Raw genomic sequence first — 12,253 nt, 5'->3', positions numbered from 1 at the left:
CACCTGTTGTCAGTGGATACATTGATGACCACGCAGTTCGAGGTGCAACTGGACCAGCCACGCAAACGGGCAGTCATCGGCAATCGATGCTACGAGATCGTGCTTCCCGATCAGTTGAACCTTATGCGCGAGCCTCGCTGCGTCGAACGCTTGCCGCGCACGCCAGCGCAGCGCCAGCATGATCACGGCGCCGAGCAGAAAAATGCTGCCCTGGTAAGGCAATGTAGGCGTGCCGTCGTCGAGCAGGCCGAGCAGCGATGCGAGACTGACGCACGGGACGATCGCGATAACTGTCGAAACCGAAAAGAGCACGAGGTTGGCGCGCAGTGCGGTCACAGTACTGGCTTTCATGGACACGCTCCCACAGTCGGATGAAGTCGGCCTTCATACTGGACGCGCATGGCTTACCAGACACTTAACGGTGAGCTGCGCAGACTGTCATGCTTCGGCCATGCCGCTATTGAGGTGAGGGATCTGGGTAGTCCGGCAACTTGTCGGCGTCGGCGGATCTCGTCGAGAGCATGTGGCGCCTCTGCAGGTAGAGGTCGCGAGTGAACGAATAGGGATCGATCGCGGCCTGTGAAAGCAGGTCCGAGGCGCTTAGAAGATCGGCGCGTTTGCTGACAATACGAGTGCCGGTCACCGACACCTGAACGGCAACTGGTGCGGCCGCGAACGGGTTGAGCAGAACGCCTGCCGCGACGTCGCTGACATCCCGCACGCTGCTCGGGCCGAACAACGGCATCACCAGATATGGGCCAATCGGTACGCCATAGTGCGCAAGCGTCAGGCCGAAATCCTGATGGTGCTTGGGCAAGCCCGCAGGCGTCGCCCAGTCGATCAGGCCGCCAATCCCCAAGGTGGAGTTGAACGCAAAGCGCACTACATCCTCGCTCGCGTCTGTCGCTTTCAGTTGCAGCAGGTCATTGGCAAAGTTGCCGATATCGCCGAGATTGGAAAAGAAATTCCGGACTGCCGTCTGTACTGGCGTCGGCGTCACCTTCTGGTAGGCGGTTGCTACTGGTTTGACCGCGTATCTGTCGACCTTGTCGTTGAACGAGTAGATGGTTCGGTTCATCGGTTCAAGCGGGTCGCCTGCGGTGCGCCCGGGCCCCGTAGCGCATCCCGATGAAAGAAGCACCGTGACGGCGAGCGCCAGAGTATTCAGATCGCGCCTTTTCATCGGGGGACTCCCGGTACAAAAATGATAAAGAGGTACTAGCCATGCAGCGCTTCGGCCGTGGCGAAGGACAGTCGATGCGATAGTGCGACGGGAACACTTACCGGCCACTTACTGGCCGCCTGGCGATTACATTGCGGTCCCTTACCGCTAGCACCGCACGAATCGTTCCGATCGAAGCAGACGGCTTCCGGATCAGTGAGTCTTGACGCCGGGCGCACGCACTGTGCACGCGACACTACTCGGTCGGTTTGTACAACAGGATTTCACATCCGGGCGTCGTGTCCTTGAAACGGATCGACATGCCGTGCATGCCCGCTACCGCCAGCACAAGGCTCAGGCCGAGCCCGCTGCCGGGCGTGTGGCGGCTCGCTTCACCGCGATAAAAGCGCCGTAGCACCGCTTGCTGTTCGGCGGGCGCGATACCTGGCCCGTCGTCCGAAACGGTGATGCCTGCGCCGGTCTTGTCGCGGAACACCGTGATCCGCACATGGCCGCCGTGCGGTGCGAACTTGATGGCGTTTTCCACCAGATTCGCTAGTGCCTCGAATAGCAGATTCGGATCGCCCTGGATCTCAAGCGGCCCCGATACCGTTCGCTGCAATTCGAAGGCGATTTGCTTGTCTTCGGCAGTCGGATCGTAGAATTCGAAGACGTCGTCGGCGACGGCAGCCAGATCGACCGTTGCGAAACCTGCACGGCGCACGCCGCTTTCGATTTCCGAAATGCGCAGCAGCGCGTTGAAGGTGCGCAGCAGCCCGCTGGTCTCGATGATGGTTTCATCGATCGCCGCGCGATACTCCGCATCGGTTTTGGCGCGCCGCTGCGCACGTTCGAGTCCGCCGAGCATCCGGGTGAGCGGTGTGCGCAGATCGTGCGCGATCGCATCGCACACACCCTTGACTTCGTTCATGAGCCGTTCGATTTCGTCGAGCATGCCGTTCACGACGCCTACCAACCGATCCACGTCGTCCCGTTTCGAAGACATCGGCAAACGCCTGCTGAGATTGCCGGCGACGATTTCTTCGATCGAGGCGGTCACCGCGTCGAGCCGCCGCATGGCCGAAATGCCGATCAGACCCGCTCCGACCAGGCCGATCACGAGTGTGATCATGGCGGTGGAAAGCAGCGCGTGCAGCAGTTCTTCGTCGAAGTGGTCGAGTTCGCGGGTGTTCTGGCATTGCAATGCGATGCGGCTATCCGGCACGCGCGCGGCAATGCATCGGCCGGGCGGGTGGCCGGGCAGCTTCGCGAGCCGCATGGAAAACGGCTGGTCGAACACGGGGATAGCCGGTTGATCGCCCGCGTAGCCGCCGGCAAGATGTTTTCCTGCAGCGTCGAACAGACCGAACGGGCGCTGGTGGCGCGGATCGAACTGGTTTTGATGTTCGAATCGCGCGACCAGTTCATCCGGCTCTTCGCGTGTCAACTGTGCGTGCTCGCGCATCAGCCAGTCGTCGATACGTTCCTGTTCGAAGCCGGTGATCTCGCGGTACAGGTAGCCGAACAACAGTATCGCGATCACGCCGAACAGCATCAGGAACAGCGTGGCGAGGCGAAAACCGGTGGTGCGGTGCAGGTCAGTCAGGCGCATGGAGCATGTACCCCGAACCGCGCACAGTATCGATCATCGGAGCCGTCCCGTCCGGGTCGAGCTTCTTTCTCAGGCGGCTGATATGCACGTCGATCACATTGGTCCGCTCGTCGAGCCGGTAATCCCACACCGCCTCGAACAGCATGGTGCGGCTCACCACCTGGCCCTCATGCTGCATCAGGTATTCGAGCAGCCGGTATTCGCGCGGCAAGAGCGACACCGGACGGCCGGCGCAGCTCACTTCGCGCTTGAGCGGGTCGAGACGCAATGGGCCGACCTGATATTCCTGCACACCGGGTGCCGCTTCGCGCCGGCGCATCAGCGCGTCGAGCCGTGCGGTCAGCTCGATGAATTCGAACGGCTTGGTCAGATAGTCGTCGCCGCCGGCGCGCAAGCCGCGCACGCGTTCGTCGACCGCGGACAGGGCGCTCAGAATCAATACCGGCGTGACCACGCCGGCGCTGCGCAACGCCGCCAGCATGCCGAGCCCTTCGAGGCCACCCGGCAACATGCGATCGAGCACGATGGCGTCATAACTGTTGGCGACCGCGAGCATCAAACCGTCACGGCCCGTGCTCGCGGCCTGCACCTTGCAGCCGTGATCGGTGAGCGCTTCAACGATCTCCGCGAGGGTTTGCTCGTCGTCCTCGACGACCAATACATTCGACATGCCTTTTTCCAGAAGTGAGCGCGTGTCGAGCCTGCGCGAACCGCGCCGTTTACACTACGCTCGTACCTGCGATGTCCGCAGTATGCCGCGTGAAGCCGCACAGGCGTTTCGCGCCAACATGAAAAAATTTTAATGTAAGTCCTCATTGCCTTGATTAGCGCATGCGAGTCCTTCTGATCGAAGACGATACGCGCGCCAGCCATTTTCTGGCGCGCGGGTTGAGCGAGAGCGGTCTCATTGTCGACGCGGTGGCCGACGGTGCGACCGGGCTCGCGTACGCGCGCGAGGGCATCTACGACGTGATTGTGACTGATCGGCTTTTGCCGGCGCTCGATGGCATCGCCCTCGTGCAGCAATTGCGGGCAGGCGGCGATACCACGCCGGTGCTGATGCTATCCGCGGTCGGCGGGCTGAACGAGCGCGTGGAGGGCATCCGCGCCGGTTGCGACGACTATCTTGTGAAGCCGTATGCCTTCGTCGAAGTGCTGGCGAGAATCGAGGCGCTTGCACGGCGCGCGGATCGCAGCAGGATGAGCGAGAGGCTCGAATGCGCGGATCTGATGCTCGACACGCGGGCGCGAACCGCGACGCGCGGCGGCCGCGATCTACGCCTGCAGCACCGCGAATTCCTGTTGCTCGAATGTCTGGCGCGACGCGAAGGGCAGGTCGTCACGCGCAGCATGCTGCTCGAGGCAGCGTGGAATTACGATTTCGAACCGCGCGGCAATATCATTGATATGCACATGCATCGCTTGCGGGCGAAGGTGGATCGCGATTTTCCGGTGGCGCTGATTCATACCGTGGTGGGTGCGGGTTATGTGCTGAACCCGGCACCTTAGCAGGTGCTTTGCGGCGACATGGATACGCGCTCCGACGGCGTGTTGCGGCGCATTAAATTTTTTTCATTATTGGGCGAAAGCGCCGACAGGACCCGCTGACTACTCTAGCGACATTGCCATGTTGCGGGAGTGTTCTCCAATGTCAGGGCTGTCCCGTCCGGCGCCGTTTTCGCGCGTCGTCAGTCCTCGTGCGCCTCGTCGGGCCCTGCGTGCTGCCGCATGCGCACTCGGCGTCGCGGTTCTGGCCGGGTGCTCGCTCGTGCCGGCCTATCAGCGGCCGGTTGCGCCGCTCGCGCAGCGCTTCGACGGCGCGGCGAATGCTTCGCTCGCCGATACCGTTCCTGTAAAGAGCGGCTGGTGGCGCGAATATCACGACCCCGCGCTCGATGCGCTGGTCGATCGCAGTCTGCAAAACAACTTCACGCTGGCGTCCGCCATCGCGAGCGTAGAGCAGGCGCGCGGCAACGCCGAGAAAGCCGGCGCGCCGCAGTATCCGTCGCTCTCGGTCGGCGCCACCTTCGACCGCGCTCACCAGGGGCGTGGCTCGACCACCAAGACCCAGAGCCTGTTTGCCGAAGCCAGTTACGAAGTCGACTTCTGGGGCTTCAACGCCGCCAACGCCAGCGCGGCGGACCTGCTCGCGCGCGCGTCCGAGTTCGATCGCGATACGGTGGCGTTGACGCTGACCGCGTCGGTGGCGGACACGTATTTCCAGGTGCAGAGCCTGCGCCGCCGTTTGGCGATCGCACGGTCCATTTCCGACGATGCCGCGCACATTCTGCAATTGTTGCTCGCGCAACAGGAGGCGGGCGTCGCGACCGAGCTGCAGGTCCAGCAGCAGCGCAATGCGCTCGCCACCTTCCAGGCGGCGGTGCCGGCGCTGCAACAGCAACTGGACACTAACATCCATGCGCTCGCCGTGCTGGTGGGCACCGCGCCTGAGCAGTTTACGGTCACCGACACCGCGCTCGCCGGTATCACCATTCCCCAGCCGCGTCCGAATCTGCCGGCCAGCCTGCTGGAAACGCGCCCCGATATCCGCTCGAAAGAAGCACAGTTGCAGTCGGCCAATGAGAGCGTCGGCGCGGCGCGCGCGGCCTTTCTGCCGAACATCGTGCTGACCGCCGACGGCGGGCTCAGCAGCAAGTCCCTTTCGCATTTTCTGTCGAGTCCGTTTGCGAGCCTCGCCACGTCGCTGGCCGCGCCGCTGTTCGACGGCGGCGCGCTGCACGGTCAGTTGCACGCAACCCAGGCCGCCGAAGCCAAGGGCGTCGCCGATTACCGGCAGGCCGTGGTGACTGCGCTGCAGGACGTCGAGGATTCGCTCTCGGCGGCGCAACAGCAGCAGCTCGCGGAAACCGCCGACCAGACCGCCGCTGACGCTGCCCGCAAAGCCGCCACACTCGCGCAAGCCCAATACGAGCTCGGCACCGTCGACTTTCTGACCGTACTCGACGCCCAACGCACGCTCTATCAAGCCGAAGACACACTGGTGCAGGCGCGGCTCGCGCGCCTGCAAGCGTCGGTGAGCCTGTTTCGCGCGTTCGGCGGCGGCTTCGGCGTGACCGATAGCAGCGCCGCTTCCACTTCTACGCCTTCCCGCTCATGAAACCTGCCGACCTTCCGAACCACGAGGCGCCCCGGGCGCGCCGTCGCGCGCCGCTCGTGGTGGCGTTCGTTGTCCTTGTCGCGATCCTTGTCGCGTGGTTATGGCCGAGGCATCCGGCCGTGAAGCCGGCGGCTGCGGTGCCGGTCAACGCCGGCCATCCGGTGAACAGCGATTTTCCGATTCGCGTGGCCGCAGTGGGTACGGTCCTCGCACTCAATACTGTGGACGTCAAAGTGCGTGTGGACGGCCAGTTGCAGCGCGTGGCTTTCACTGAAGGGCAGGATGTGAAGGCAGGGCAGTTGCTCGCGCAACTCGACCAGGGACCGCTCACCGCGCAATTGCATCAGGCGGAAGCGGCGCAACGCAAGGACCAGGCCTCGCTTGATAACGCGAGGCTCGATCTCGCGCGTTACTCGAAGCTCGTCGGCATTGGCGCGGCGACCACCCAGGCCGTGGACACCGCGAAGGCGCAAGTCGAAGCGCTCGCCGCCACGGTCGCTGCAGATGCAGCGCTGGTGCAGAGCGATCGCCTGCAACTGAGCTTCACCATGCTCTTCGCGCCGTTCACAGGCCGTGTGGGCGCGCGCGAAGCCGACATCGGCGCGATCGTGCATCCCACCGACACGACCGGTATCGTCACCGTCACGCAAATGGAGCCGATTACCGTGCTGTTCTCCGTGCCGCAAGACGTGCTCCCCGACTTGCTCGCCAATCAGGCGGCCGCGCCGTTGGCGGTGAACGTCACCACGCGTTCCGGCAGCACCGCGCTCGCCGACGGCACGCTCGTGTTCATCGATAGTACGGTCGACCCCACCACCGGTCAGATCAAACTCAAGGCCTCCTTCACCAACAGGGATCGCAAGCTGTGGCCGGGCGAGCTGGTGAATGCGCGCGTGCTGTTGCGTACCGATACGCGGCGGGTCGCCGTGCCGAGCCGCGCGGTGGTGAACACGCAGAACGGCACGCAGTTATACGTGATCAACGCGAATGGCACGGCGCAGATGCGTCCGGTGAAAATCGGCGTGACGGTCGACGGAATGACGGAAATTCGCAGCGGTGTCGCGCCCGCGGATCTCGTTGTATTCGATGGACAAAGCCGCTTGAACCCAGGCGTGCATGTGGCGGCCACCACGGTGCCGACAGTAGCCCAGGCACCGGCCAACGCAAACTCCGCGGGCAGTCAGGCTAACCAGGACAATCCGTCATGAGCCTGATGGAACTGTTCATCAAACGGCGCATTGCGACCAGTTTTCTTGCTATCGCGGTGCTGCTGGCGGGCGCGGTGGCGTATTTCCTGCTGCCGGTCGCGCCCTTGCCACAAGTCGACTTTCCGACCATTCAGGTCGTGGCGAAGTTGCCGGGCGCGAGTGCGGAGACCATGGCGACTTCGGTCGCGACGCCACTCGAACGACAACTCTCGCTGATCGCGGGTATCACGCAGATGACGTCGTCAAGCTCGCTCGGCACCACCAACATCGCGGTGCAATTCGACTTGTCGCGCGATATCAACGGCGCGGCGCAGGACGTGCAGACGGCGATCAACGCGGCCGGCGGCACCTTGCCGAAGAATCTGCCGAACCCGCCGACCTATGAAAAGGTCAACCCGGCCGACTTCACCTTGCTGTCACTCGCGCTGACCTCGCCATCGCTCACGCTCACGCAACTCGACAGCTACGCCGAAGACTATCTGGCGCAGCAGATCTCGCAGATGCCCGGCGTCGGCCTGGTCGATTTTCACGGCCAGCAGCGGCCTGCCGTACGCATCCAGCTCGATCCCGACAAGCTCACCGCGCGCGGCCTCACGCTGGAAGATGTGCGCTCGATCGTCGGCGTGCAGACGGTGAATGCACCCAAGGGCAGCCTGAACGGCCCGGATCGCTCGGTGATTTTCAACGCCACCGACCAGATCACGACCGCCTCCGAGTATCGCGATCTTGTGATCGCGTACAAGAACGGCGCGCCGATTCGCGTATCGGATCTCGGCACCGTTCTGAACGCCGCCGAAGACAACCAGCAGGCCGCGTGGCTTCAGCACGAACGCGCGATCATCCTCGATATTCACAAGCAGCCTGGCTACAACGTCGTGCAGACGATTGCCAACATCAAGGCGAAGCTGCCTGCGCTGGAAGCGACGCTACCCGCCGCCGCGCATCTGCATGTCGTGGGCGATCGCACGCAAACCATCAATGCGTCGGTGCACGACGTGCAGTTCACGCTGATGCTGACGGTCGCGCTCGTCGTGATGGTCATCTTCTCGTTTCTGCGCAACGTGTGGGCGACGATCATTCCGAGCCTGACGATTCCTTTGTCGCTGGTCGCTACGTTCGGCGTGATGTATCTGCTCGGCTATAGCCTCGACAATCTGTCGCTGATGGGGTTGACCATCGCGGTGGGTTTCGTGGTGGACGATGCGATCGTCGTGATCGAAAACGTAATGCGGCATGTCGAGGAAGGCGTGCCGCGCATGAAAGCCGCGCTGCTCGGCGTGATGGAAGTGCGCTTCACCATTATCTCGATGACGATCTCGCTGATCGCGGTGTTCATTCCGATCCTGTTGATGGGCGGCATTGTCGGACGCCTGTTCCGCGAATTCGCGGTGACAGTGAGCGCGGCGATCCTGATGTCGGCGTTGGTCTCGCTGACCGTCACGCCGATGCTATGCGGCTGGCTGATCCGCTCGCCTGAGCCGGATGACACAGGGCGGATGCGCAAGCTTGAAGCCTGGCTCGAACGAGGCTTTGTCGCGGTGGAGCGGCGTTACGAGCGAGGTCTCGATTGGGTGTTGAATTGGCCGAAACTGATGCTTGGCGTGACGATCGCGACGATCGTCGCGACTATCGCGCTGTTCGTCGTGATCCCGAAGGGCTTCTTCCCGCAGGAAGACAGTGGTTTGATCATGGGTGTCGCGCAGGCTGCACCGGATATTTCCCCGCGCGCGATGTCTTTGAAAATGCAGCAACTGGGCAATATCATCGAAGCCGATCCAGCCGTCGATAACGTCTACTACTGGATGGGTGCGAATCCCACCGTGAGCCAGGGCCGCGTGATGATCAACCTGAAAGCGTTCGGTCAGCGCAAGGACAGCGCCGCGCAGGTGCTCAATCGCCTGAAACCGCAACTGGCGAAGGTGATGGGCATTTCCTTGTCGATGCAGGTCCGCCAGGATATTCAGGTGGGCGGCCGTATCAGCGCCGCGCAGTATCAGTACACGCTTCAGGACCCCGATATCAATGAACTCAATCATTGGGCGGGCGTACTAACCGATAAGCTGTCGAAGCTCCCGCAACTCGCCGACGTCACTTCGGATCAGCAAGCGGCAGCCACCAGCGCCACGCTCGTGATCGACCGCAGCACGGCTTCGCGTTTCGGCATTACTGCTCAAGCCATCGACGACACGCTATACGACGCGTTCGGTCAAAGGCAGATCGCGACGCTGTTCACACAGTTGAACCAGTACCACGTTGTCGAAGAAGTCGATCCGGGCTTCCAGCTGACCACCGATGCGCTCGCGCACCTCTATGTTCGTTCGCCGCTGACGAACGAACTGGTGCCGCTCAACACGCTGGCGACAATCGAAAACAACGTGTCGCCGATTTCGGTGAATCACCAGGGGCTGTTCCCGGCTGTGACGATCTCGTTCAATCTGGCGCCGGGGCAATCGCTCGGTAACGCAGTGACGGCAATTCACCAGGCCGAAGTCGCCGCAGGCAAACCCGACAGTTTGACGGGCTCGTTCCAGGGCACGGCGCAGGCGTTTCAGGCGTCGCTCGCGAGCGAACCGTATCTGATCGCCGCGGCGCTGGTGGTGGTGTATCTGATCCTCGGCATCCTGTACGAGAGCGCGATTCATCCGCTCACCATTATTTCGACGCTGCCCTCGGCGGGTGTGGGCGCGTTGCTGGCGCTGATGCTGTGCGGCCAGGATCTCTCGATCATGGGGATGATCGGCATCATTCTGCTGATCGGTATCGTGAAGAAAAACGCCATCATGATGATCGATTTCGCGCTTGTGGCCGAGCGTGAGCAAGGCTTATCGCCGCGCGAGGCGATCCGTCAGGCGTGCGTACTGCGCTTCCGGCCGATCATGATGACGACGCTCGCCGCGCTGTTTGGCGCCCTGCCGCTCGCGCTCGGCCACGGCGCGGGGGCGGAATTGCGTGTCCCGCTGGGTATCGGGATTGTCGGCGGCCTGATCGTTTCGCAGATGCTGACGCTTTTCACGACGCCGGTGGTGCATCTGTGGTTCGATCGTCTGTCCCATTGGCTGGCGAAACGGCGCGCGAAAGGCGGCATGCTCGAGCGTGAACCGGTAGGTTGAGCGCCGACGGCGCGCAACGCGGTGCATAGCGGCCGGTGCTTGACTGCCGGCGCGCTCACCCTGCTCAGCGTGTCGTCTCGGCACGCATTCCAATTCTGCGGGACCGCCGCCGATCCGGCGCGGCGGTCCTTACCCTCCGGCTGAATTTCCTGAGTGCGTTAGTGCACTTTGGCTGCGGCCTCCTTGGCGAGCAGGCGTTGCGCCTGTTGATCGCCCTTTCCTGCTTCCTGCGCGGTTTGAACCGACGTCTCGCTTGCTTCGGCCAACAAAGCACGTGCGGCGCTGCTGATGTTGACCGTATACGACGACGCTGACGAAGCGGACGACGCGGGCGTGCTGGTGCTCGACCCCGTAGCCGAAGAGGCGCTCGTGCCCGATGCCGGGGCGCTCGACGCTGAACTCGAGGTAGACGCGGCGGATGAAGCCGCTGCTTGTGCGGCGCTTTGACCGATTGCCTGAATGGACATCCCAATCTCCCGATAGAGAAAAAACGTGTGTACTGCGTTCTGTCTATCGGCCTCGATTCGGAGTGCTTGAACAGTATATTTTTTCAAAATTTCCATCTTCTTAAGGATCTCTTAAGGAGAGGTAAAAATGCCAAACGGTTCTCGCCCGCATTCGGCACAGACTGGCAGCAAGAACACTACTAGCGACGAGCTTTGCAGACGCATGGGGGCATACCAGCCGGCGTAGTTTTACGCGCCGTCACCGTTCAGTCATGCGCGCATGTTTCCATATATTTCGTTTCATTGCCGGGTACCTGGCATATGCCGGTGCCTCTGCCTTTTCCGCCCGCATACCTGTTTCCGGAGACGAACATGCCCCGCATTCGATCTGCTTACACAGTAAGCCGCATTTTTAGTCGCACCGCACTAGCGTTCACCGCCCTCAGTTTCGCGGCTGGCGGCGCCAACGCGCAAACCGCGGCGAAGCCGTTAGTCACTCCGGGTTTTAGCATAACCGTGTTCGCGGCGGGTTCCGGCGGGTTGATGAGCGCACCGGATTCACTGGCCGTGCTCGATGGTCACGTTTGGGTCGGCTATGCAAATAACGGCGCACCAGATGGCTCGAACGGCGCGATGAGCGTGATTGTTGAATACGCGCAAGACGGCAGTGTCGTGAAGACTTATCAAGTCGCGGGACACAACGATGGCCTGAAGATCAATCCGTATACTCGCGAGATCTGGGCGATGCAGAATGAGGATGCGAATCCAAACCTCGTCATCATTAATCCCTCGACCGGCCAGGCATCCAAACCGTATTCCTTTGGCAAGACGCTGCACGGCGGCGGTTACGATGACATCGTGTTCAAGGACGGCCAGGCCTACTTCAGCGCGTCCAATCCCACCCTTAACAGTAGCGGCAAGAATATGGGGCCCGCGATTGTCCGCGTTGTGCACCTTGATGCGAGCACCTACACAATCGACGTCACTCCGGTAATGCGCGGCACATTGGACGCCAGCAACATTCCGTTTGGCACGGTGGCGAACCTGACCCTGACCGATCCGGATTCAATGACGCTGACGCCGTCGGGTGATGTACTGCTCGATGATCAGGGAGATGGTCAGCTTGTCTTGTTGCGCTCGTCGGGCGACGAACCGCGAGTGCAATATCTGCCGCTTCTCGGCAACGTGCAGGTGGACGACACGGTATTCGCCACTGCGCGACGGGGCTACCTGCTGGTGTCCGATACGAAGGCGAACGTGGTGTACAAGATTAGTGCCAATGTCTGGCAGCGCGACGCGGCGTTCTCCGCATCAACGGGCGTGGCCGCTACGAGTAGCACGCCGGCGGTGCCGGCTTATGTCGGCCAACTTGATCTGCGTAGCGGAGCACTCCTTCCTCTGGTGACCAATTTGGTAAGTCCGCACGGCATGGCCTTTGTATCGACAGACGACCGGCAGTAACGGCCGCGCGTTGATTGCAGGATGACGTGGTCGCCGTAAGCAATTCTGCGGCGATTGCGTTGGCCGAACGCGCGATTGTCCCCTGGAGGGGACGCGGTCATGGAGGTAGCGCCATCCGCTTGCCGACCGTATCTCT

Annotated in this window: 10 protein-coding genes; 6 read left to right on the top strand and 4 right to left on the bottom strand. The window is 62.2% G+C overall.

The window, feature by feature from the left end:
* Positions 1-9: 9 nt before the first annotated feature.
* From M0D67_RS02630 to M0D67_RS02615, 4 genes are all read right to left on the bottom strand, one after another.
* A complete protein-coding gene (locus M0D67_RS02630; protein WP_266237142.1) occupies positions 10-351 on the bottom strand; it encodes a hypothetical protein in 342 nt (113 codons plus the stop codon).
* A 106-nt stretch (positions 352-457) separates the two neighbouring features.
* Entirely contained in the window at positions 458-1,183 is a 726-nt protein-coding gene (locus tag M0D67_RS02625) for a VacJ family lipoprotein (RefSeq protein WP_171925431.1), read from the bottom strand.
* A gap of 235 nt (positions 1,184-1,418) precedes the next feature.
* Positions 1,419-2,774 (bottom strand): HAMP domain-containing sensor histidine kinase, encoded by a 1,356-nt coding sequence (locus M0D67_RS02620; RefSeq protein ID WP_171925432.1) that lies wholly within the window; start codon positions 2,772-2,774, stop codon positions 1,419-1,421.
* Positions 2,761-3,444 (bottom strand): response regulator transcription factor, encoded by a 684-nt coding sequence (locus M0D67_RS02615; protein ID WP_093633662.1) that lies wholly within the window; start codon positions 3,442-3,444, stop codon positions 2,761-2,763. Before M0D67_RS02615 ends, M0D67_RS02620 begins: the two co-directional genes overlap by 14 nt.
* A gap of 161 nt (positions 3,445-3,605) precedes the next feature.
* On the opposite strand from M0D67_RS02615, the gene M0D67_RS02610 reads away from it, so the two are divergent.
* The 6 genes from M0D67_RS02610 (at position 3,606) to M0D67_RS02585 (ending at position 12,117) form a co-directional block, all read left to right on the top strand.
* Positions 3,606-4,283, top strand: a complete 678-nt coding sequence (locus tag M0D67_RS02610; protein WP_154562644.1) for a response regulator transcription factor — start codon at positions 3,606-3,608, stop codon at positions 4,281-4,283.
* 139 nt (positions 4,284-4,422) lie between these two features.
* On the top strand, positions 4,423-5,892 hold the full coding sequence (locus M0D67_RS02605; RefSeq protein WP_171925433.1) for an efflux transporter outer membrane subunit: 1,470 nt from the start codon (positions 4,423-4,425) through the stop codon (positions 5,890-5,892).
* Complete coding sequence (locus M0D67_RS02600; RefSeq protein ID WP_171925434.1) at positions 5,889-7,100, top strand: efflux RND transporter periplasmic adaptor subunit; 1,212 nt, start codon at positions 5,889-5,891, stop codon at positions 7,098-7,100. The genes M0D67_RS02605 and M0D67_RS02600 overlap by 4 nt, the downstream gene beginning before the upstream one ends.
* Positions 7,097-10,210, top strand: a complete 3,114-nt coding sequence (locus M0D67_RS02595; RefSeq protein ID WP_266237139.1) for an efflux RND transporter permease subunit — start codon at positions 7,097-7,099, stop codon at positions 10,208-10,210. The genes M0D67_RS02600 and M0D67_RS02595 overlap by 4 nt, the downstream gene beginning before the upstream one ends.
* A 288-nt stretch (positions 10,211-10,498) precedes the next feature.
* The gene (locus tag M0D67_RS02590; protein ID WP_171925436.1) at positions 10,499-10,657 is read left to right on the top strand and encodes a hypothetical protein; all 159 of its coding nucleotides are present in this window, start codon (positions 10,499-10,501) and stop codon (positions 10,655-10,657) included.
* A 371-nt stretch (positions 10,658-11,028) separates the two neighbouring features.
* The gene (locus M0D67_RS02585) at positions 11,029-12,117 is read left to right on the top strand and encodes a hypothetical protein (RefSeq protein ID WP_171925437.1); all 1,089 of its coding nucleotides are present in this window, start codon (positions 11,029-11,031) and stop codon (positions 12,115-12,117) included.
* The last annotated feature ends 136 nt before the right edge of the window (positions 12,118-12,253 follow it).

It is taken from the genome of Paraburkholderia sp. SECH4, assembly GCF_030511745.1.
Taxonomy (GTDB): Bacteria; Pseudomonadota; Gammaproteobacteria; order Burkholderiales; family Burkholderiaceae; genus Paraburkholderia; species Paraburkholderia madseniana.
The sequence above is the reverse complement of the archived record's forward strand: the minus strand, read 5'-3'. Positions and strand labels throughout refer to the sequence as shown.

Coding starts and splice junctions, on each gene's coding strand:
- M0D67_RS02630 (WP_266237142.1), bottom strand. CDS start 351: ATGAAAGCCAGTACTGTGACCGCACTGCGCGCCAACCTCGTGCTCTTT.
- M0D67_RS02625 (WP_171925431.1), bottom strand. CDS start 1,183: ATGAAAAGGCGCGATCTGAATACTCTGGCGCTCGCCGTCACGGTGCTT.
- M0D67_RS02620 (WP_171925432.1), bottom strand. CDS start 2,774: ATGCGCCTGACTGACCTGCACCGCACCACCGGTTTTCGCCTCGCCACG.
- M0D67_RS02615 (WP_093633662.1), bottom strand. CDS start 3,444: ATGTCGAATGTATTGGTCGTCGAGGACGACGAGCAAACCCTCGCGGAG.
- M0D67_RS02610 (WP_154562644.1), top strand. CDS start 3,606: ATGCGAGTCCTTCTGATCGAAGACGATACGCGCGCCAGCCATTTTCTG.
- M0D67_RS02605 (WP_171925433.1), top strand. CDS start 4,423: ATGTCAGGGCTGTCCCGTCCGGCGCCGTTTTCGCGCGTCGTCAGTCCT.
- M0D67_RS02600 (WP_171925434.1), top strand. CDS start 5,889: ATGAAACCTGCCGACCTTCCGAACCACGAGGCGCCCCGGGCGCGCCGT.
- M0D67_RS02595 (WP_266237139.1), top strand. CDS start 7,097: ATGAGCCTGATGGAACTGTTCATCAAACGGCGCATTGCGACCAGTTTT.
- M0D67_RS02590 (WP_171925436.1), top strand. CDS start 10,499: ATGTTGACCGTATACGACGACGCTGACGAAGCGGACGACGCGGGCGTG.
- M0D67_RS02585 (WP_171925437.1), top strand. CDS start 11,029: ATGCCCCGCATTCGATCTGCTTACACAGTAAGCCGCATTTTTAGTCGC.